Consider the following 20,456-nt stretch of genomic DNA (forward strand, 5'->3'; position numbering starts at 1 on the left):
CCATGAGCAAGAGAAAGCTTATTCCGCTGGTGATCTACATCCTGTTCCTGCTGGTGCCGATTTACTGGCTGCTGAACATGTCCTTCAAGAGCAACACCGAAATCCTCAGCGGCCTGACGTTGTTTCCGCAGGATTTCACCTTCGCGAACTACAAGGTGATCTTCACCGATCCGGCCTGGTACACCGGTTACCTCAACTCGCTGTACTACGTGAGCCTGAACACGGTGATTTCGCTGAGCGTGGCATTGCCGGCGGCGTATGCGTTCTCGCGCTATCGGTTCCTCGGTGACAAGCACCTGTTTTTCTGGCTCCTGACCAACCGCATGGCACCACCGGCGGTGTTTCTGTTGCCGTTCTTCCAGCTGTATTCCTCGATCGGGTTGTTCGATACGCACATCGCCGTCGCGTTGGCTCATTGCCTGTTTAACGTGCCGTTGGCGGTGTGGATCCTTGAAGGCTTCATGTCCGGCGTTCCTAAGGAAATCGACGAAACCGCCTACATCGACGGCTACAGTTTCCCCAAGTTCTTCGTGAAGATTTTCGTTCCGCTGATTGGTTCCGGGATCGGTGTAACGGCATTTTTCTGCTTCATGTTTTCCTGGGTCGAGCTGCTGCTGGCGCGAACGCTGACGTCGGTCAACGCCAAACCGATTGCGGCGGTGATGACGCGCACGGTCTCGGCGTCCGGCATCGACTGGGGCGTGCTGGCGGCGGCGGGGGTGTTGACTATCCTGCCAGGCATGCTGGTGATCTGGTTTGTTCGCAACCACGTGGCCAAGGGCTTTGCCCTGGGCCGGGTCTGAGGAGCTGATGATGGAATGGATGAGTTGGACCGGCCCTACGGCGGCGTTCTTCGGCGTCATTGCCTTGATCCTGGTGGGCATGACGACTTGGGAACTGCGTTCGCCGAGCATTCTTCGGCGTGGTTTGTTGCCGATTGCCACCACCCGTGGCGATCGGTTGTTTATCGGTCTTCTCGGCAGCGCCTACCTGCATTTGCTGGTAATCGGCGTCACCGACTGGAGCATCTGGGTTGCGTTCGCGTTGTCCCTGGTGTGGCTGTTGGCTGTGATGCGCTGGGGATAGGGTCTGTACGAGAACTCGCCGAGCGGCGATCAGGCAAGGCAAAAACAGGCGAGGTAGCGGAGTTGACTTTAGTCAATGAGCATTCCGAGCCTGTTTTTAACGCAGCATGATCGACGCGCAGGCAGTTCTCGTACAGAGCCTGCTCCGAAACCCTAAAAGGAGGTCTTATGTTCGACAAAAACAATAAGCTGCGACATAGCGTTTCATTGGCAGCCATGCTGGCACTCAGCGGGTTGAGCGCTGCAGCCTGGGCCGATGCCTATGAAGACGCGGCCAAGAAATGGATTGGCAGCGAGTTCAAACCGTCCACCCTGACCGAAGCCCAGCAGCTCGAAGAGTTGAAGTGGTTCATCAAGGCGTCCGAGCCATTTCGCGGGATGAGCATCAAGGTGGTCTCGGAAACCATCGCGACCCACGAATATGAATCCAAAACGCTGGCCAAAGCCTTTACCGAGATCACCGGGATCAAGCTGACCCACGACTTGCTGCAGGAAGGCGACGTGGTGGAAAAGCTGCAGACCCAGATGCAATCGGACAAGAACATCTATGACGGCTGGGTCAACGACTCGGACCTGATCGGCACGCACTTTCGCTACGGCAAAACCGAATCGATCACCGACCTGATGGCCAACGAAGGCAAGGCCTACACCTCGCCGACCCTGGACATCAAAGACTTCATCGGCATCTCGTTCACCACCGCGCCGGACGGCAAGATCTATCAGCTGCCCGACCAGCAGTTCGCCAACCTCTACTGGTTTCGCGCCGACTGGTTCGAGCGGGCGGATCTGAAAGCCAAATTCAAAGAAAAATACGGTTATGAACTGGGCGTGCCGGTGAACTGGTCGGCCTATGAAGACATCGCCAAATTCTTCAGTGAAGACATCAAGGAAATCGACGGCAAGCGCGTCTACGGTCACATGGACTACGGCAAGAAAGATCCGTCCCTGGGCTGGCGCTTCACCGATGCCTGGTTCTCCATGGCCGGCGCTGGCGACAAAGGCATTCCCAACGGCTTGCCGGTGGACGAGTGGGGCATCCGCGTCGAGGACTGCCATCCGGTTGGTTCCAGCGTGACCCGCGGCGGCGACACCAACGGCCCGGCGGCGGTCTATGCAACCACCAAATACGTCGACTGGCTGAAGAAATATGCGCCACCGGAAGCGGCGGGCATGACCTTCTCCGAATCCGGTCCGGTGCCGTCCCAGGGCAACATCGCGCAGCAGATCTTCTGGTACACCGCGTTTACCGCCGACATGACCAAACCGGGCTTGCCGGTGATGAACGCCGACGGCACGCCGAAATGGCGCATGGCACCGTCGCCGAAAGGTCCGTATTGGGAAGAGGGCATGAAGCTGGGTTATCAGGACGCCGGTTCCTGGACCTTCCTCAAGTCCACGCCTGAGAAGCAAAAACTCGCGGCCTGGCTGTACGCGCAGTTCGTGACCTCGAAAACCGTATCCCTGAAGAAAACCATCGTCGGCCTGACGCCGATCCGCGAGTCGGACATCAACTCGCAAGCCATGACCGACCTGGCACCGAAACTCGGTGGTCTGGTCGAGTTCTATCGCAGCCCGGCCCGCGTGCAATGGACCCCGACCGGGACCAACGTGCCGGACTATCCGCGTTTGGCGCAACTGTGGTGGAGCCACATCGCCGAAGCGGCCAGCGGCGAGAAAACCCCGCAACAGGCGCTGGATGGTTTGGCCAAGGATCAGGACGCGATCATGACCCGTCTGGAACGCTCGAAGGCGCAAGCCACCTGCGCACCGAAAATGAACCCCGAGCGCGACGCGCAGTACTGGTTGGACCAACCGGGTGCACCGAAGCCGAAACTGGCGAACGAGAAGCCTAAAGGCGAAACCGTGAGCTATGCCGAACTGCTGAAGTCGTGGGAGGCGGCGCGTAAATAACATCTGAGCTGTGAAACGCGAACGGCACCGCAAGGTGCCGTTTTTGTTTGTGGCTGATAGTCCGTCATCGCGAGCAAGTCGGATCGCGATAGGGGCATTCCAGGTATCAACTTTATCCAGCCGAACCAGCATCGTTGGAACCTAGACGGTTCAGGTCAAGGCGGCGAGTTGTTCAATCGTCTGCGGAAAACGTTCAACCAAGCGGATCAATGTCGTGGCTTGGGCATTCGGTGTTGCCCGTCCTTGTTCCCAGTTTTCAAGGGTTCGGGTGTTGGTGCGCAGGTACATGGCGAACACCGATCGGGAAAGGTTGAGCTGATTGCGGATGGCTACCACTTCCTCGGCAGTGATGGGTACAAGTTTTGGCAACTGAACCTTGTGGCTCCGCAGCGTGACCTTACCTTGGCGCTCGTCGGCCAAGGCTTCGAGGCCCTCCATCAGTTCGGAAAAAATGTCACGTTTCATAGTGGGTTCTCGTATTGATTTCTCGATCCAGCGTTTGTCTGAAAAGTTTTTTCTGGGCAGGCGTCAGATCGTCTTGCTCGTTTTTGCTGTACACCGTGAACAGCCAGAATTGATCGAAACCTGACCACCAGTAATAAATCACCCGTAATCCGCTGCGCTTGCCTTTGCCTCGTCGCTGGTCGGAGAAGCGGACTTTGCGCAAACCGCCCGTACCTTCCACGAGATCGCCCGCTTCCGGGTTTTTCAGCAGCTCCAGTTGAAAGCTGCGAAACAGTTCGTCGTCCAGGTAGTCATTTCTGTGCTTTTGAAATGCGGGTAATTCGATAAAAAGAGCGTCCATGTTCTGTACGTTACCTGCGTATATTTCTATCACAAGAATCGAATAGGTCAAGGTTTCTGTTCCTGCCAATTCGGTCAGGTCATTACGTTAAGTCGAAGGCAGGGAAGGGGATGTAGGACGCGGCTGATTCACCCGCGAGGGGATTCTGGATGTCTGGGAGGAGAGGGGAGAGGCTGGAGTGAGGTCTCACAAACGCAAAAACGGCACCCGAAGGTGCCGTTTCTGTTTTCTACCGAGTGTCGCTTAAGCGATCAACCCGCCAACCCCGCCTGCTGAACCAGGATCAGCAACGGCTGCGGATACAGACCGAGGAAGAACGCCAGTGCGGCGATCGCCAGCAGCATCACGCCGCCTGCACGTTGTTCCCAGTGCAGTTGCGCATCGTGGCGACGCAGGTTCGGTTCGATCAGGTACAGGGTGACCATGACGCGCAGGTAGTAGAAGACGCCGATGGCGCTGCCCAGTACCAGGGAACCGACCAGCCACCATTGGTGCGACTCGACACCGGTAGCGATGATGTAGAACTTGCCGATGAAGCCCGCGGTCAGCGGGATACCGGCCAGGGACAGCATCATCACGGTCAGTACGGCGGTCAGGTACGGACGGCGCCAGAACAGGCCGCGGTATTCGTACAAGGCATCCGCGTCACGGCCGTTGTACGGCGAGGACATCAGCGTGATCACGCCGAACGCGCCGAGGCTGGTGATCACGTAGGTGACCAGGTACACGCCAATGGCTTCCACGGCCAGACCCTTGCTCGCCACCAGGGCAATCAGCAGGTAACCGAAGTGAGCGATGGACGAGTAACCCAGCAGACGCTTGAGGTTGCTCTGGGTCAGGGCCAGCAGGTTACCGAACAGGATCGACGCGATGGCGATGATGGTCAGCACGTCGCTCAGTACACCGCTGCTCGCCGCGGGCGAGATCTGGAACAGACGCACCATCACTGCAAACACAGCGACTTTGGACGCGGTGGCCAGGAACGCGGCCACCGGTGCCGGAGCACCTTCGTAAACGTCCGGGGTCCAGAGGTGGAACGGTACCAGCGACAGCTTGAACGCCAGACCGATCAGCATCATGCCCAGGCCCAGTTGCGCCAGCGAGCTTGGCAGGCCGGTGGCGGCCAGGGCCTGGCCGATACCGACGAAGCTCAGGCTGCCCGAATCGGCGTAGAGCAGGGCCATGCCGAACAACAGGAACGCGGAACCGGCGGCCGACAGCACCATGTACTTGATACCGGCTTCCAGCGAACGTTTGTTGAAGAAGGCATAAGCCACCAGACCGTAGACCGGTACCGAGAGCAGTTCCAGACCGATGAACAACCCGGCCAGGTGCTGCGCGCTAACCAGTACCAGGCCACCAGCGGCGGCCATCAGAATCAGCAGGTAAAGTTCTTCACGGTTGCCCGGGTAACCCGAGCCGCCATCGCCGAGGTAGGCGTGGGCGAGGGTCACACAAGCGAGGGTGGCGACCAGGATCAGCGCCATGTACAGGCAAGCGAAGGTGTCGATCTGCAGCAGTGGAGTCACGGCCAGAGGCGCGACTTTCAGGGCTGGCAGGATCGACAGCAACGCCAGGTTCAGACCCGCCACGGAAATCAGGAAGGTCTGCGAGTGGTTGCGGCGCCAGGCGATTGCCAGCATCACCACGATGATCGTGGCGCTGGTGATCAACAACGGCGCAAGCGCGATAAAGTGTTGAGTCGTGAATTCCATAGCGCTCTTACCGGGCCGAAGCGAGTTGAGTGAAGGCGGTGCCGAGCCATTGCTGCACGCCATGCATCGTCGCAGCAGAGGTATCGAGGAACGGTTGCGGGTACACGCCAATGAAAATCAGCAACGCTGCCAGACCGACCACCATGATCAGTTCGCGACCATCCATGCCATGCAGCACCGCGTCCGATTTGGACGGGCCGAAGTAGGCACGGTGGATCATGATCAGCGAGTAGACCGAACCGAACACCAGACCGGACGTCGCGAGGATAGTGATCAATGGAGCGCTCGGGAACGTGCCGATCAGGATCAGGAACTCACCCACAAAGTTACCGGTCGCCGGCAAGCCCAGGGACGCGGCTGCGAAGAACAGGCTGACGGCCGGCAGGTAAGCGATCTTCGACCACAGGCCACCCATTTCACGCATGTCGCGGGTGTGGGTACGCTCGTACAGTTGACCACTGAGGATAAAGAGTGCCGCCGCCGACAGACCGTGCGCCAGCATCTGCATGACCGCGCCCTGCAGCGCCAGTTGGCTGCCGGAGTAGATGCCGATCAACACGAAACCCATGTGGGAAACGGAGGAGTAGGCGATCAGACGCTTGATGTCGGTTTGTGCAAAGGCCAGGAACGCACCGTAGAAGATCCCGATCAGACCGAGGGTCATGGCAATCGGCGCGAACTCGGCCGAGGCATTCGGGAACAGCGGCAGGGCGAAACGCAGCAGACCGTAAGCAGCTGTCTTCAACAAGATACCGGCCAGGTCGACCGAACCCGCGGTCGGCGCCTGGGCGTGAGCGTCAGGCAACCAGGAGTGGAACGGCACCACCGGCAGTTTCACCGCGAAGGCGATGAAGAAGCCGAGCATCAGGATGTACTCGGTGGTCAGCGACATCTTGGTTTTCAACAGATCGGCGTAGTTGAAGGTAATCACGCCGGTGTCGTTGAAGTTGACCAGGACCAGGCCCAGGATCGCCACCAACATGATCAGGCCGGAAGCCTGAGTGAAGATGAAGAACTTGGTCGCCGCGTAGATCCGGGTTTTCTTGCCGTCCGAAGAACTGTGACCCCAGAGCGCGATGAGGAAGTACATCGGCACCAGCATCATTTCCCAGAAGAAGAAGAACATGAACAGGTCGAGGGCGAGGAACACGCCGACGACACCGCCCAGGATCCACATCAGGTTCAAGTGGAAGAAGCCAACGTGACGCTGGATCTCTTTCCACGAGCAGAGTACCGAGAGGATACCCAGCAGACCGGTCAGCAGGATCATCAACAGCGACAGGCCGTCGAGAGCCAGGTGCACGCTGATGCCGAAGCGCTCGATCCAGACGTGCTTGAACTCAAGCACCCAGGTCGGATCGGCGCCAGGGGCCGGAGCAAATGAATAATTACCGTGGGCCCACAGCCAGAGGCCGAGTGCGAGTTCCAGGGTCATGGTCAACAGCGCAATCCAGCGGGGGAGGGTAGCGCCGAAGCGCTCACCCATCCAGCACAGCAGGCCGCCGATGAAGGGGATCAGGATTAGCCAAGGCAGAATCATGACGGGCTCAATTCCTTTCGCAAGTTCGCAAGGTTCATATCAGACCGCTACCAGCACGATGGCGCCGATGACCAGCACGGAGCCGGCTGCCATCGATGCCGCGTACCAACGCAGTTGACCGGTTTCGGTACGGCTCAGGGCGGTGTGACCGCCTTTGGCCATACGCGGGATCAGACCGATGGTCTGGTCGAGCGGGTCTCTGCGCAGTGCGTGGCTGATCGCAAGGTATGGCTTGACGAACAGTTTGTCGTAGATCCAGTCGAAGCCCCAGGCAGCGAACCACCAGGCCGAAAGGAAGCGGCCGATGCCGCTGTTGGCGATTGCAGTGACGAAACGACGCTTGCCGAGGAACAGCAGCGCGGCCAGCAGGATACCGGCCAGGGCAATGGCGCCCGAGGCGATTTCCAGACTGTGCTTGGCTTCGCCGCCGGCATGGCCGACGCTTTCCGGCAGCACGCCGTGCAGCGGTGGAACGATCATCGCGCCAATGGCGGTAGACAATACGATCAGCACCGACAGTGGCAGCCAGTGAGCGATGCCGTGACCGGCGTGCGCTTCGGTCTTCACTTCACCGTGGAACGCGATGAAGATCAGGCGGAAGGTGTACAGCGAAGTCATGAACGCACCGACCAGACCTGCGTAAAGCAGACCGTGGTTGCCGCTGGCGAACGCTTCCCAGAGGATTTCGTCCTTGGAGTAGAAGCCTGCGGTGACCAGTGGCAGGGCCGACAGAGCCGCGCCGCCGACGATGAAGCTGGCGTAGGCCAGTGGCAGTTTCTTCCACAGGCCGCCCATCTTGAAGATGTTCTGCTCGTGGTGGCAGGCAACGATCACCGCACCGGACGCAAGGAACAGCAGCGCCTTGAAGAAGGCGTGGGTCATCAGGTGGAAGATCGCGCCATCCCATGCACCAACGCCCAATGCCAGGAACATGTAGCCGATCTGGCTCATGGTCGAGTAGGCGAGGATACGTTTGATGTCGGTCTGAACCAGTGCGGCAAAACCGGCGAGTACCAGGGTCACACCGCCGACAACGCCAACCAGGTGCAGGATATCCGGCGCCAGGGAGAACAGGCCGTGAGTACGGGCGATCAGGTAGACACCGGCGGTCACCATGGTTGCGGCGTGGATCAGTGCCGAAACCGGAGTAGGACCGGCCATCGCGTCTGCCAGCCAGGTTTGCAGCGGCAGTTGCGCGGATTTACCGACAGCGCCGCCCAGCAGCATCAGGGTCGCCATGACCATCCAGAAGTCGCCGGCCTGGAATTTCTGTGGCGCCAGCACCAGCAGTTCCTGGATGTTCAGTGTGCCCAGTTGCGCGAACAGGATGAACAGGCCGATGGCCATGAACACGTCGCCGATCCGGGTCACGATGAAGGCTTTGAGTGCCGCGTTACCGTTGTTGCGGTTGCTGTAGTAGAAACCGATCAACAGGTACGAGCACAGGCCCACGCCTTCCCAACCGAAGTACAGGAACAACAGGTTATCGCCCAGGACCAGGAACAGCATGCTGGCGATAAACAGGTTGGTGTAGGCGAAGAAGCGCGAGTAACCGGCTTCACCGCGCATGTACCAGGACGCGAACAGGTGGATCAGGAAGCCGACGCCGACCACCACACCGAGCATGGTCAGGGACAGACCATCCAGGTACAGCGCGAAGTTAGGCGTAAAGCCTTCCACCGCCATCCACTGCCACAACACTTGCGTGTAGTGACCGCCTTCAGGTGGCGCGACGTTGAATTGCCAGATCACATAAGCCGTGACGATGGCAGACAAGCCGATGGAACCGACGCCAATCAGCGCCGACAGGTTTTCCGAGAGGCGGCCGCGTGAAAACGCCAGCAGCAGGAAACCTATGAGAGGGAATACGAAAGTCAGATAGAGAAGATTCATCCGCGCATCTCGCTGGCAGCGTCGATATCGAGAGTGTGGAAGCGGCGATACAGCTGCAACAGAATCGCCAGGCCAATACTGGCCTCGGCGGCTGCCAGGCTGATCACCAGGATGAACATGATCTGTCCATCCGGCTGCGCCCAGCGGCTACCGGCAACGATGAAGGCCAGTGCGGAGGCATTCATCATGACCTCCAGGCTCATCAGCACGAAGAGAATGTTGCGGCGGACCATCAGGCCGACCAGACCGAGGCAGAACAGGATGCCGGCGACCGCCAGACCATGCTCCATAGGGATAGCAGGCATCGTCATTGCTCCTTGGCTTCGTTGCGGCCCAAGTGGAACGCCGTGACGGCTGCGGCGAGCAGCAACATCGAGGCGAGTTCGACCACCAGCAGGTAAGGACCGAACAGGCTGATGCCCACGGCCTTGGCGTCTACGGTGGTGTGGCCGATGGCCTGGCCGCTGGTGTCGCTGAACAGCACGTACAGCAGTTCAACCAGCAGCAGGGCGCCGAGTGCGACCGGGCCGAGCCAGATGCCGGGCTTGAGCCAGACGCGCTCTTGCTGAACCGAGGCGGGCCCCAGGTTCAGCATCATCACCACGAACACGAACAGCACCATGATGGCGCCAGCGTAGGCGATCACTTCCAGCACACCGGCGAACGGCGCGCCGAGGGCGAAAAACGTCATCGCCACGGCAATCAGCGAAATGATCAGGTAGAGCAGGGCGTGCACGGGGTTGGTGTTGGTGATCACACGAAGCGTGGACACAACAGCGATACCCGATGCGAAATAGAAAGCGAATTCCATCTTTCTTCCTTAAGGCAGCAAGCTCTTCACGTTGATCGGTTCGGCTTCATTCTGCGCGGAGCCTTTTGGCTTACCGGCAATCGCCATACCTGCAACACGATAGAAGTTGTAATCAGGGTTTTTGCCGGGGCCGGAGATCAACAGATCTTCTTTCTCGTACACCAGGTCCTGACGTTTGAACTCGGCCATCTCGAAATCCGGTGTCAGCTGGATCGCGGTGGTCGGGCAGGCTTCCTCGCAGAGGCCGCAGAAAATGCAGCGCGAGAAGTTGATACGGAAAAATTCCGGGTACCAGCGACCGTCATCGGTTTCAGCTTTCTGCAGCGAGATGCAACCGACCGGGCACGCCACGGCGCACAGGTTGCAGGCTACACAACGCTCTTCGCCGTCGGGGTCGCGGGTCAGCACGATACGGCCACGGAAGCGCGGCGGCAGGTACACCGCCTCTTCCGGGTATTGCAGCGTGTCGCGCTTGCGGAAGGCGTGGCCGAAGATCATCACCAGGCTGCGAAGCTGGGTGAAGAAGCCATGCACGATGTCAAATATGTACTTCATGATTCTCTATCCTCACTGAGCCGCGACGGCGGGCGTGTTGAGCAACACGATCGCAGCGGTCACCAGCATGTTGACGAGGGTCAGCGGCAGGCAGAACTTCCAGCTGAAATCCATCACTTGGTCATACCGTGGGCGCGGAATCGAGGCGCGCAGCAGGATGAAGAACATGATGAAGAACGCGGTTTTCAGTGCAAACCAGATGAACGGGATCTGCGGCAGAATGCCAAACGGACCGTGCCAGCCACCGAAGAACAACGTCACCAGCAGCGCCGAAATCAACACGATGCCGATGTACTCACCGACGAAGAACATGCCCCATTTCATGCCGGCGTATTCAATGTGGTAACCGTCGGCCAGTTCCTGTTCCGCTTCCGGCTGGTCGAACGGGTGACGGTGAGTCACGGCGACGCCGGCAATGAAGAAGGTCAGGAAACCGAAGATCTGCGGGATGACGAACCACAGGTTCTGCGCCTGGTATTCAACGATGTCGCGCATGTTGAACGAGCCGACCTGGATCACGATGCCCATCAGCGACAGGCCCATGAACACTTCGTACGACACGGTTTGTGCCGAGGCCCGCAAGCTGCCCAACAGGGCGAACTTGTTGTTACTCGACCAGCCGGCGAACAGCACCGCGTAGACCGACAGACCGGCCATGGCGAAGAAGAACAGGATGCCGATGTTGATGTCCGCCACACCCCAGGTCGGGGTGATCGGGATGATCGCGAAGGCAATCAGCAAGGCGCTCATGGCCACGACCGGTGCCAAGGTGAAGATCACTTTGTCGGCGAACGGCGGGGTCCAGTCTTCCTTGAAGAACATCTTGATCATGTCGGCCGCAATCTGGAACGCGCCGAACGGGCCGACGCGGTTCGGACCGTAACGGTCCTGCCAGAGGGCGAGCAGACGACGCTCGACCCAGCTCAGCAGCGCGCCGCACACCACGACGGCGAGCAGAATCACGATGGCCTTGAGGACCGCGATGATCACGTCAATCACTTCAGGCGTGAACCAGGTCATTGAGCTGCCTCCTGCAGACCGTCAACGGATTTGCCAAAGATCGCTGGCGGAATGCCGGCGATACCGGCCGGCAATGCGACCAGACCGGCACCCAGCTCTTCGTTGATGCGCAGCGGCAGACGCAGGGTCTGGCCCGCAACGCTCAAGCTCAGCAGGGCGCCGTCATTGACACCCAAGCGGTCGGCTTCGGATTTGGCCAGCGACACGTAAGCGGCCGGGATGCGTTCCTGAACCGGCGCGGCTTTCGAAGAGTTCTCTTCGCTGCCGAACAGGTGGAAGAACGGCACAACCTGCCAGGTGCCCGGAGCCGGGTTGAACGCGCGAGGAACACTGGCGAACCAGTTCAGCGAATCACCGGTGCTTTCGATCAGGCGGGTGCCCGGGTCGCCAGCGCGGATGTGACCACCGACTTCGTCCTGGAACTTGTTCCAGGCTTGCGGCGAGTTCCAGCCCGGAGACCAGGCGAATGGCACTTGCTGACGCGGTTCGACCGAGCCCGAGTAACCTTCCATGGAGAACGAGAACGCGGTGTCGTTATCCTGGGAAGTACGCGGTTCGTGCACGCTGATGTCGGCGCGCATGGCGGTACGACCGGAGTAACGCAGCGGTTCGCGAGCCAGTTTCAGGCCCTTGATGCGGAATGCGGCGGACGGTGCGGCGCTGACAATGCCGGCCAGTTGCGGAGTGCTTGCGGCACAGGCAGCGGTGACGTGGTCCAGTTGGGTCCAGTCGATCGGCTGGTTCAACAGGGTAGCGCGCAGGGCATGCAGCCAGCGCCAGCCTTCGTGAACCATGATGCTTGCGTCGAGGTAAGTCGGGTCGAAGACCTGGAAGAAACGCTGGGCGCGGCCCTCCTGGCTGACCAGCGTACCGTCGCCTTCAGCGAAGCTGGCCGCTGGCAGAACCAGGTGCGCGCGATCGCTGGTGGCGGTCTTCTGATGGTCCGCCACGATCACCACTTTTGCGGCGTTCAGGGCAGCATCGACCTTGGCTTTGTCGGTACGGGTGTACAGATCGTTTTCCAGCACGACGATGGCGTCAGCTTTACCGTCGATCACGGCTTGCAGCGCGGCATCGACCGAGTCGCCACCGAGCATGGCCAGGCCGAGGCTGTTGGCTTCTGGCACGATCAGGCTGATGGAACCGTTCTTCTCGCGCAGCTTCAGGGCCTTGGCGATGTTTGCCGCGGCTTCGATCAGCGCCTTGGAACCCAGCGAGGTACCGGCAATGATCAGCGGACGCTTGGCGGCGAGCAGGGCGTCGGCAATACGCTTGGCCAGCTCAAGGGCTTCCGCGTCCAGGCCTTCAACGGCCGGCGCGCTGGCGTCGAGGGCGTGAGCCACGGCGAAACCGATGCGGGCCAGGTCGTCTGGCGCAGCGTGAACGCATTCTTCAGCGATGTCGTCGAGCTTGGTTTCAGCCAGGCTGGCGATGAACAGTGGGTTCAGCGCGTTCTGACCGATGTTCTTCACGGCGGCGTCGAGCCAAGGCTGAACGCGCATCGCGTCGGCCATGTCTTCGGCTTTGCCTTTGACCGATTGACGCAGGGACAGGGCCATGCGCGCAGCGGTCTGGGTCAGGTCTTCACCGAGGACGAAGATCGCGTCGTGGTCTTCGATGTCGCGCATGTTCGGGATCGGCAGCGGGCTGTCTTTGAGCACCTGCATGACCAGACGAATGCGTTCCAGCTCGGCGGCTTCGATACCGGAGTAGAAGTGCTCGGCACCGACCAGTTCGCGCAACGCGTAGTTGCTTTCGAGGCTGGCACGTGGCGAACCGATACCGACGATGTTGCGACCGCGCAGCAGATCGGCGGCTTTATCCAGCGCTTCGTCGAGGGTCAGCTTGGCGCCGTTGGCCAGCAATGCCTGACGCGGGCGATCCTTGCGGTTGACGTAGCCATAGCCGAAACGGCCACGGTCGCACAGGAAGTACTGGTTTACCGAACCGTTGAAACGGTTTTCGATGCGACGCAGTTCACCGTAGCGCTCGCCCGGGGAGATGTTGCAACCGCTGGAGCAGCCATGGCAGATGCTCGGCGAGAACTGCATGTCCCACTTGCGGTTGTAGCGCTCGGAGTGAGTCTTGTCGGTGAACACACCGGTCGGGCAGACCTCGGTGAGGTTGCCGGAGAACTCGCTTTCCAGGGTGCCGTCTTCAACGCGACCGAAGTACACGTTGTCGTGGGCGCCGAACACACCGAGGTCGGTGCCGCCAGCGTAATCCTTATAGAAGCGCACGCAGCGATAGCAAGCGATGCAGCGGTTCATTTCGTGGGAAATGAACGGGCCCAGTTGCTGGTTCTGGTGAGTACGCTTGGTGAAGCGATAACGGCGCTCGTTGTGGCCGGTCATCACGGTCATGTCTTGCAGGTGGCAGTGACCGCCTTCTTCACAGACCGGGCAGTCGTGAGGGTGGTTGGTCATCAGCCATTCAACGACGCTGGCGCGAAACACTTTCGCTTCTTCGTCGTCGATGGAGATCCAGCTGCCGTCGGTGGCGGGGGTCATGCAGGACATGACGATCCGACCACGCTTGTCGTTTTCGTCGGTGTACTGCTTGACCGCGCACTGGCGGCAAGCGCCAACGCTGCCTAGGGCTGGGTGCCAGCAGAAATAAGGGATATCGAGGCCTAGCGACAGACATGCCTGTAACAGGTTGTCTGCCCCATCGACTTCGAGCTCTTTGCCGTCTACGTGGATAGTGGCCATGGTTCAAAGTTCTTCGTTGGCCCGGTGTCAGCGGGCGTGGCTAATGGAATCTTGTTATTCGCGTGAATCAACACAGCCGCTTGCGGCGTCATCACACGACAAAGCGAAGGGCACGGACCCTTCGCTTTTTTAAGCGTTTACGCGCCGACTACGATCGGCCTTGCCAGAGGCGGGACGACGGCGCTGGTAGGCGCGATGCCGGCTTCGAACTCATGGCGGAAGTATTTGATTGCGCTGCCCAACGGCTCCACGGCGCCCGGTGCGTGAGCACAGAAGGTCTTGCCAGGGCCGAGGAAACCGACCAGACCCAGCAGGGTCTCGATATCGCCGGCTTGCCCTTCACCGTTCTCGATGGCGCGCAGAAGCTTGACGCTCCACGGCAAACCGTCACGGCACGGGGTGCAGAAGCCGCAGGATTCGCGGGAGAAGAACTCTTCCATGTTGCGCAGCAGGGAAACCATGTTGACGCTGTCGTCCACCGCCATGGCCAGGCCGGTACCCATACGGGTGCCCACTTTGGCGATGCCGCCGGCGTACATTTGTGCGTCCAGGTGTTCCGGCAACAGGAAACCGGTACCGGCGCCGCCTGGCTGCCAGCACTTGAGCTTGTAACCGTCGCGCATGCCGCCGGCGTAGTCTTCGAACAACTCGCGACCGGTGACGCCGAACGGCAGTTCCCACAGGCCCGGGTTCTTGACCTTGCCGGAGAAGCCCATGAGCTTGGTGCCCATGTCTTCACTGCCTTCGCGGGCCAACGATTTGTACCAGTCCACGCCGTCGGCAATGATCGCCGGCACGTTGCACAGGGTTTCAACGTTGTTCACGCAGGTCGGCTTGCCCCACACGCCAACGGCGGCAGGGAAGGGCGGCTTGGAGCGCGGGTTGGCGCGGCGACCTTCGAGGGAGTTGATCAGTGCGGTTTCTTCACCGCAGATGTAACGCCCGGCGCCGGTGTGGACGAACAGCTCGAAATCGAAGCCGCTGCCCAGAATGTTTTTACCCAAAAGGCCCGCTGCCTTGGCTTCTTCCACGGCACGGTTCAGGTGCTTGGCGGCGGTGGTGTATTCGCCACGCAGGAAGATGTAGCCACGGTAGGTTTTCAGCGCGCGAGCACTGATCAGCATGCCTTCGATCAGCAGATGGGGCAGTTGCTCCATCAGCATGCGGTCTTTCCAGGTGTTCGGCTCCATCTCGTCCGCGTTGCACAGCAGGTAGCGGATGTTGATGGATTCGTCTTTGGGCATCAGGCCCCACTTCACACCCGTGGGGAAGCCTGCACCGCCGCGACCTTTAAGGCCCGAGTCTTTCACGGTCTGGACGATGTCGTCCTGAGCCATGTCGGCGAAGGCTTTGCGCGCTGCGGCGTAACCGTTCTTGGCCTGGTACTCGTCGAGCCAGACAGCTTCGCCGTCGTCACGCAGTCGCCAGGTGAGCGGGTGAGTCTCGGCCGACCGCTTGATGCGGTTGGCAGGACCGAAGGATGTCAGGGTCATACGTAGCCCTCGAGCAATTTGGCAACGCCGGCAGGCTGCACATCACCGAATGTATCGTCGTCGATCATCAACGCCGGCGCCTTGTCGCAGTTGCCGAGGCAGCAGACCGGCAGCAGGGTGAAACGACCGTCGGCGGTGGTCTGACCCAGGCCGATGCCCAGATTGCTCTGGATTTCGCTGACTACAGACTCATGGCCGCCGATGTAGCAGACCATGCTGTCGCAGACGCGAATGATGTGACGGCCCACTGGCTGACGGAAGATCTGGCTATAGAACGTCGCCACCCCTTCAACGTCGCTGGCCGGGATGCCGAGGATTTCGCCGATGGCGTAGAGCGCGCCATCAGGCACCCAGCCACGTTCCTTCTGGACGATCTTCAGGGCTTCGATCGACGCCGCGCGCGGGTCTTCGTAGTGATGCAGCTCGTGCTCGATGGCCGAGCGCTCGGTTTCGCTCAGGGCGAAACGGTCTGTCTGGATAAGCGTGCTGTTCATGCTTAGCGGTCCACGTCGGCCATAACGAAATCGATACTACCCAGGTACGCAATCAAGTCCGCGACCATGCTGCCTTTGATCACCGAAGGGATCTGCTGCAAGTGCGGGAAGCTTGGGGTACGAATCCGGGTGCGGTAGCTCATGGTGCCGCCATCGCTCGTCAGGTAATAACTGTTGATGCCCTTGGTCGCTTCGATCATCTGGAAGGATTCGTTGGCCGGCATGACCGGGCCCCACGAAACTTGCAGGAAGTGCGTGATCAGGGTCTCGATGTGCTGCAGGGTGCGCTCTTTCGGCGGCGGCGTGGTCAGCGGGTGATCCGCCTTGTACGGGCCTTCCGGCATGTTGCGCATGCACTGCTCGATGATCTTGATGCTCTGGCGCATTTCTTCGACGCGCACGATGCAACGATCGTAGGCATCGCCATTGGCCGCCAGCGGCACTTCGAATTCGAAGTTCTCGTAACCGGAGTACGGGCGTGCTTTACGCAGGTCGAAATCGCAACCGGTCGAACGCAGGCCGGAACCGGTGACGCCCCATTCCAGGGCTTCTTTGGTGTTGTAGGCGGCGACGCCGATGGTCCGGCCACGCAGGATGCTGTTGTCCAGTGCGGCTTTCTGGTATTCGTCCAGACGCTTTGGCATCCACTCGATGAAGTCTTTAACCAGTTTTTCCCAGCCGCGTGGCAGGTCGTGAGCGACGCCACCGATGCGGTACCAGGCCGGGTGCAGACGGAAGCCGGTAATGGCTTCGATCACCGTGTACGCCTTCTGACGGTCGGTGAACGTGAAGAACACCGGGGTCATGGCGCCGACGTCCTGGATGTAAGTCCCCAGGAACAGCAGGTGGCTGGTGATCCGGAAGAACTCGGCCATCATGATGCGGATGACGTCGACCTTCTCTGGCACCTTGATGCCGGCCAGCTTCTCGACCGAGAGCACGTACGGCAGGTTGTTCATCACGCCGCCGAGGTAGTCGATACGGTCGGTGTACGGAATGAAACTGTGCCAGGACTGACGCTCGGCCATCTTCTCGGCACCACGGTGGTGGTAACCGACGTCCGGTACGCAATCGACGATCTCTTCACCGTCCAGCTGCAGAATGATGCGGAACGCACCGTGCGCGGAAGGGTGGTTAGGGCCGAGGTTGAGGAACATGTAGTCCTCGTTCGCACCGGAACGCTTCATGCCCCAGTCTTCAGGCTTGAAGCGCGCGGCTTCTTCCTCAAGCTGTTGTTTGGCCAGGGTCAGGCTGAACGGGTCGAACTCGGTGGCGCGTGCCGGGAAGTCCTTGCGCAGCGGGTGACCTTCCCAGGTCGGCGGCATCATGATGCGGGTCAGGTGCGGGTGACCGGCAAAGTTGATGCCGTACATGTCCCACACTTCACGCTCGTACCAGTTGGCGTTCGGCCAGATGCCGGTCACGGTCGGCACGCTGAGGTCGCTCTCGGACAAGGCGACCTTGATCATTACGTCACTATTACGTTCGATCGACATCAAGTGATAGAACACAGTGAAGTCGGCGCCGCTAGGCAGCCCTTGACGCTTGGTGCGCAGACGCTCGTCCACACCGTGCAGGTCATAGAGCATGACGTACGGCTTGGGCAGGTTGCGCAGGAAGGTCAGGACTTCGACGAGTTTGGCACGGGCAACCCAAAGCACCGGCATGCCGGTGCGGGTAGGCTGGGCGGTGAACGCCTCGGGGCCAAAACGGTTGTTCAGTTCGACGACCACATCCTGGTCGTCTGCCTTATAAGGCGGGATGTACAGAGCACTGCCTGTAGTCATGGTTATTTATCGCTTTCGGTCAACGTAAAGAATGAAGCCAGGTTCTCGTTCTATAAAAGAAGCAGGTCTGGATCAGACTTCGTCGGGGCTGCGCAGGTTGGTGACTGCGATTCGCTGTTCGCGGCGCTGTTCCTTTTGCGAAGGCATCTCGGCGCGGTATACGCCTTGATCGCCGACGACCCAGGAAAGCGGACGACGCTCCTGTCCAATCGACTCCTGCAACAGCATCAAGCCTTGCAGAAAAGCTTCAGGGCGGGGCGGGCAGCCAGGCACGTAGACGTCCACGGGCAGGAACTTGTCCACCCCTTGAACGACTGAGTAGATGTCGTACATGCCACCGGAGTTGGCGCACGAACCCATGGAGATAACCCATTTAGGTTCGAGCATTTGCTCGTAGAGACGCTGAATGATCGGCGCCATCTTGATGAAGCAGGTACCGGCGATAACCATGAAATCCGCCTGACGCGGCGATGCCCGGATAACCTCGGCGCCAAAGCGCGCGATGTCGTGGGGCGCCGTGAAGGCGGTGGTCATTTCCACGTAGCAGCACGAAAGACCGAAGTTGTACGGCCACAGGGAGTTCTTGCGCCCCCAGTTGATCGTGCCGTTAAGCACGTCTTCGAGCTTGCCCATGAAAATGTTTTTGTGAACTTGATCTTCTAACGGATCGGAAACGGTTTCCCGTTCGCCAATCGGATACTGCTCGTTAGGAGCATCGGGGTCGATCCTGGTGAGATTGTATTGCATTGCCAAAGCCTCATTGTTTCAGCTTCGCTTGCCGCTTAAGACGAGCTGCCGGAGCCCAGTCAAGGGCGCCCACTCGAAATAGGTAGACAAGACCTGCCAACAGAATTGCTATGAAAACGAGAGCTTCGACGAATCCGGTCCAGCCGCTTTCGCGGACGGACACAGACCAGGCAAAGAGAAAAAGGGCTTCGATATCGAAGATCACGAAGAGCATCGCGACCAGATAGAATTTTGCAGAGAGCCGCAAGCGGGCGCCACCTGTAGGTAGCATGCCGGACTCGAACGGTTCGTTTTTGCTGCGGCCCCAGGCTTTTGACCCGAGGAGGCTGGAGACGCCGAGCATGAAGGCACAAAGGCCGACGACGCCCAGAAGGAAAATGGCAAAGCCCCAGTTGTGGGCCATGAGTCCTGTCGCTTCGGGCATGCTGGTAATCCTTAACAGAGAGCAAAGGTCTCTGAGCTTGAAAAGAAACAAAGCAGTGACGATATGTCGCAGCAATCAATCCCGCTGATTTTATGGCACAACACCGTGCAAGTAAAATTCCTATAGCGAAATTATTTATAGGAATAAGGACATAGCGCACCTCCAAAACCCTGTAGCCCATGCGGTTCGGGCATTAGCCGGCATTTCATCAATTATGTTTTGTAGGGAATGTAACGAACATAGTTTTGTCTAAATGATAATCAATATTGTTTGGCTTGGTTTTTAAAGTGTTTAACGGGTGGGTGGTAGGGAAGTTGTCTTGTGTGCGCGTTACTGCAAGTAGCGGGCGGGATCGTTTTACCGCCTTTTCCTGATCGGGAAACTGCTCTGTATCAAGGTTTTTTGCACAGTTTTGAAGGTTGATGCGTTCCCTCTGGGGGCGGCGGTACTCGTTAAATCCCAGGCAAAAAAAACGCCCCGAACCCGTCAGGGCACCAGATGTGCGGCGTTGCGGTCAGCTTTCATTCGGTTCGCAACGGCCGTTTGTTCCGGGATCTCTATATGCAGCTGTGACCCCCATCAATTACCAGGTCTGCACCGGTCATCCATGAAGACTCATCCGATGCCAGGAGGATGGCGGCGCCTGCCATATCTGAAGGAATTCCGGCGCGCTGCATGGGAATGTCCTTTTTTCTGTTCTGCCATACCTCTGGGGCGTCCCGCCACTGGTTGGCGTTACCACTGGTCGCAGTCAGGCCGGGCGAAATCGTATTGACTCTGATGCCATAGGGAGCCAGTTCTAGCGCGCAGCTTCTTGTGAGCATGGTTAGCGCTGCTTTGCTCGCCTGATAGGCTGGCATTCGGCTGACCGCTTTGAAGGCACTGACCGATGAAATGTTGATGATGCTACCGCCCTGTTTACGAGCAATGCAGTCTTTTGCAAAGCATTGAGTCATAAAGAAGGGAAAACGGAGATTGACGTCAAGGGTCTGTTCGTATTCGTCTTCACTCAGCTCCAGAAAAGGAGTGCGGGTAATGAAGGCAGGATTATTGACGAGTATGTCTAATGGCCCGATGGTGGCGTGCGCTTTCTCAAGGAGTGCATCAGTGCTAATGCTCGCAGCATCCATGAGGGTGAAACCGGCCCGCTGGCCAAGGTGCTCGGCTAATGCAATGACTGCACGAGCCCCAGCTTCATCGGTACGGGCAGTGATGAAAACATCGGCGCCCTGCGCAATGAATGTTTCGGCGATAGCTCTTCCAATACCTGCCGATGCGCCAGTTATAAGTGCTCGCTTGCCCCTTAGTCTTCCATTCATAAGTGATTCTCTGCAGGACGCATCTGGCCGCGCGCGTACGGCGGGCGGAGTTGGTTTATCTGATTTGTGAGAGACCTTAGTAAAGCTGATTATCACAATTTCAAGATGCTTGATCGTTTTTCAGGGGATTCCTACAGATCATTCCT

Annotated in this window: 19 protein-coding genes; 3 read left to right on the forward strand and 16 right to left on the reverse strand. The window is 59.2% G+C overall.

What is annotated here, in order from left to right; translation table 11 throughout:
- Positions 1 to 2: 2 nt before the first annotated feature.
- The 3 genes from ACMXYI_RS17055 (at position 3) to ACMXYI_RS17065 (ending at position 2,996) form a co-directional block, all read left to right on the forward strand.
- The gene (locus ACMXYI_RS17055; RefSeq protein ID WP_129436919.1) at positions 3 to 803 is read left to right on the forward strand and encodes a carbohydrate ABC transporter permease; all 801 of its coding nucleotides are present in this window, start codon (positions 3 to 5) and stop codon (positions 801 to 803) included.
- A gap of 10 nt (positions 804 to 813) precedes the next feature.
- Complete coding sequence (locus ACMXYI_RS17060; RefSeq protein ID WP_309677437.1) at positions 814 to 1,086, forward strand: DUF2160 domain-containing protein; 273 nt, start codon at positions 814 to 816, stop codon at positions 1,084 to 1,086.
- Positions 1,087 to 1,253: 167 nt separating this feature from the next.
- Entirely contained in the window at positions 1,254 to 2,996 is a 1,743-nt protein-coding gene (locus ACMXYI_RS17065) for an ABC transporter substrate-binding protein (protein WP_415768230.1), read from the forward strand.
- Positions 2,997 to 3,146: 150 nt separating this feature from the next.
- Here the strand turns inward: ACMXYI_RS17065 and ACMXYI_RS17070 are convergent, their stop codons facing one another.
- The 16 genes from ACMXYI_RS17070 to ACMXYI_RS17145 all read right to left on the reverse strand — a co-directional run bounded on the left by ACMXYI_RS17070 (position 3,147) and on the right by ACMXYI_RS17145 (position 20,310).
- Positions 3,147 to 3,461, reverse strand: coding sequence for a helix-turn-helix domain-containing protein (locus tag ACMXYI_RS17070; RefSeq protein WP_415768231.1), 315 nt, complete (start codon positions 3,459 to 3,461; stop codon positions 3,147 to 3,149).
- Positions 3,451 to 3,801 (reverse strand): toxin, encoded by a 351-nt coding sequence (locus ACMXYI_RS17075; RefSeq protein WP_095128979.1) that lies wholly within the window; start codon positions 3,799 to 3,801, stop codon positions 3,451 to 3,453. The genes ACMXYI_RS17070 and ACMXYI_RS17075 overlap by 11 nt, the downstream gene beginning before the upstream one ends.
- Positions 3,802 to 4,052: 251 nt before the next feature.
- Positions 4,053 to 5,516, reverse strand: a complete 1,464-nt coding sequence (gene nuoN / locus ACMXYI_RS17080) for an NADH-quinone oxidoreductase subunit NuoN (protein WP_283180873.1) — start codon at positions 5,514 to 5,516, stop codon at positions 4,053 to 4,055.
- Positions 5,517 to 5,523: 7 nt separating this feature from the next.
- Positions 5,524 to 7,056, reverse strand: coding sequence for an NADH-quinone oxidoreductase subunit M (gene nuoM, locus ACMXYI_RS17085; RefSeq protein WP_415768232.1), 1,533 nt, complete (start codon positions 7,054 to 7,056; stop codon positions 5,524 to 5,526).
- Between the two features lie 39 nt (positions 7,057 to 7,095).
- Positions 7,096 to 8,949 carry an NADH-quinone oxidoreductase subunit L gene (nuoL, locus tag ACMXYI_RS17090; protein ID WP_415768233.1) on the reverse strand — a complete coding sequence of 618 codons (1,854 nt, stop codon included), beginning with the start codon at positions 8,947 to 8,949 and terminating at the stop codon, positions 7,096 to 7,098.
- Positions 8,946 to 9,254, reverse strand: a complete 309-nt coding sequence (gene nuoK / locus ACMXYI_RS17095; RefSeq protein ID WP_007946416.1) for an NADH-quinone oxidoreductase subunit NuoK — start codon at positions 9,252 to 9,254, stop codon at positions 8,946 to 8,948. The genes nuoL and nuoK overlap by 4 nt, the downstream gene beginning before the upstream one ends.
- Positions 9,255 to 9,256: 2 nt before the next feature.
- Positions 9,257 to 9,760 (reverse strand): NADH-quinone oxidoreductase subunit J, encoded by a 504-nt coding sequence (gene nuoJ, locus ACMXYI_RS17100; RefSeq protein WP_415768234.1) that lies wholly within the window; start codon positions 9,758 to 9,760, stop codon positions 9,257 to 9,259.
- A gap of 9 nt (positions 9,761 to 9,769) precedes the next feature.
- Positions 9,770 to 10,315 carry an NADH-quinone oxidoreductase subunit NuoI gene (nuoI, locus tag ACMXYI_RS17105; RefSeq protein ID WP_200889382.1) on the reverse strand — a complete coding sequence of 182 codons (546 nt, stop codon included), beginning with the start codon at positions 10,313 to 10,315 and terminating at the stop codon, positions 9,770 to 9,772.
- A gap of 12 nt (positions 10,316 to 10,327) precedes the next feature.
- Positions 10,328 to 11,335 (reverse strand): NADH-quinone oxidoreductase subunit NuoH, encoded by a 1,008-nt coding sequence (gene nuoH, locus ACMXYI_RS17110; RefSeq protein WP_008146046.1) that lies wholly within the window; start codon positions 11,333 to 11,335, stop codon positions 10,328 to 10,330.
- Positions 11,332 to 14,046 carry an NADH-quinone oxidoreductase subunit NuoG gene (gene nuoG, locus ACMXYI_RS17115; protein WP_415768235.1) on the reverse strand — a complete coding sequence of 905 codons (2,715 nt, stop codon included), beginning with the start codon at positions 14,044 to 14,046 and terminating at the stop codon, positions 11,332 to 11,334. Before nuoG ends, nuoH begins: the two co-directional genes overlap by 4 nt.
- Positions 14,047 to 14,183: 137 nt before the next feature.
- The gene (gene nuoF, locus ACMXYI_RS17120; protein ID WP_008146041.1) at positions 14,184 to 15,539 is read right to left on the reverse strand and encodes an NADH-quinone oxidoreductase subunit NuoF; all 1,356 of its coding nucleotides are present in this window, start codon (positions 15,537 to 15,539) and stop codon (positions 14,184 to 14,186) included.
- Positions 15,536 to 16,033, reverse strand: a complete 498-nt coding sequence (gene nuoE, locus ACMXYI_RS17125; RefSeq protein ID WP_008146039.1) for an NADH-quinone oxidoreductase subunit NuoE — start codon at positions 16,031 to 16,033, stop codon at positions 15,536 to 15,538. Before nuoE ends, nuoF begins: the two co-directional genes overlap by 4 nt.
- Positions 16,034 to 16,035: 2 nt before the next feature.
- Positions 16,036 to 17,820: an NADH-quinone oxidoreductase subunit C/D gene (gene nuoC, locus ACMXYI_RS17130; RefSeq protein ID WP_415768236.1), complete on the reverse strand. Its 1,785-nt coding sequence runs from the start codon at positions 17,818 to 17,820 to the stop codon at positions 16,036 to 16,038.
- A 72-nt stretch (positions 17,821 to 17,892) separates the two neighbouring features.
- The gene (locus ACMXYI_RS17135) at positions 17,893 to 18,567 is read right to left on the reverse strand and encodes a NuoB/complex I 20 kDa subunit family protein (protein WP_008146035.1); all 675 of its coding nucleotides are present in this window, start codon (positions 18,565 to 18,567) and stop codon (positions 17,893 to 17,895) included.
- A 10-nt stretch (positions 18,568 to 18,577) separates the two neighbouring features.
- The gene (locus ACMXYI_RS17140) at positions 18,578 to 18,991 is read right to left on the reverse strand and encodes an NADH-quinone oxidoreductase subunit A (RefSeq protein WP_008146033.1); all 414 of its coding nucleotides are present in this window, start codon (positions 18,989 to 18,991) and stop codon (positions 18,578 to 18,580) included.
- 557 nt (positions 18,992 to 19,548) lie between these two features.
- Positions 19,549 to 20,310, reverse strand: a complete 762-nt coding sequence (locus ACMXYI_RS17145; protein WP_415768237.1) for an SDR family NAD(P)-dependent oxidoreductase — start codon at positions 20,308 to 20,310, stop codon at positions 19,549 to 19,551.
- Positions 20,311 to 20,456 lie beyond the last annotated feature (146 nt).

The sequence above is a fragment of the Pseudomonas lyxosi genome, from assembly GCF_047758685.1.
Lineage (GTDB): Bacteria > Pseudomonadota > Gammaproteobacteria > Pseudomonadales > Pseudomonadaceae > Aquipseudomonas > Aquipseudomonas lyxosi.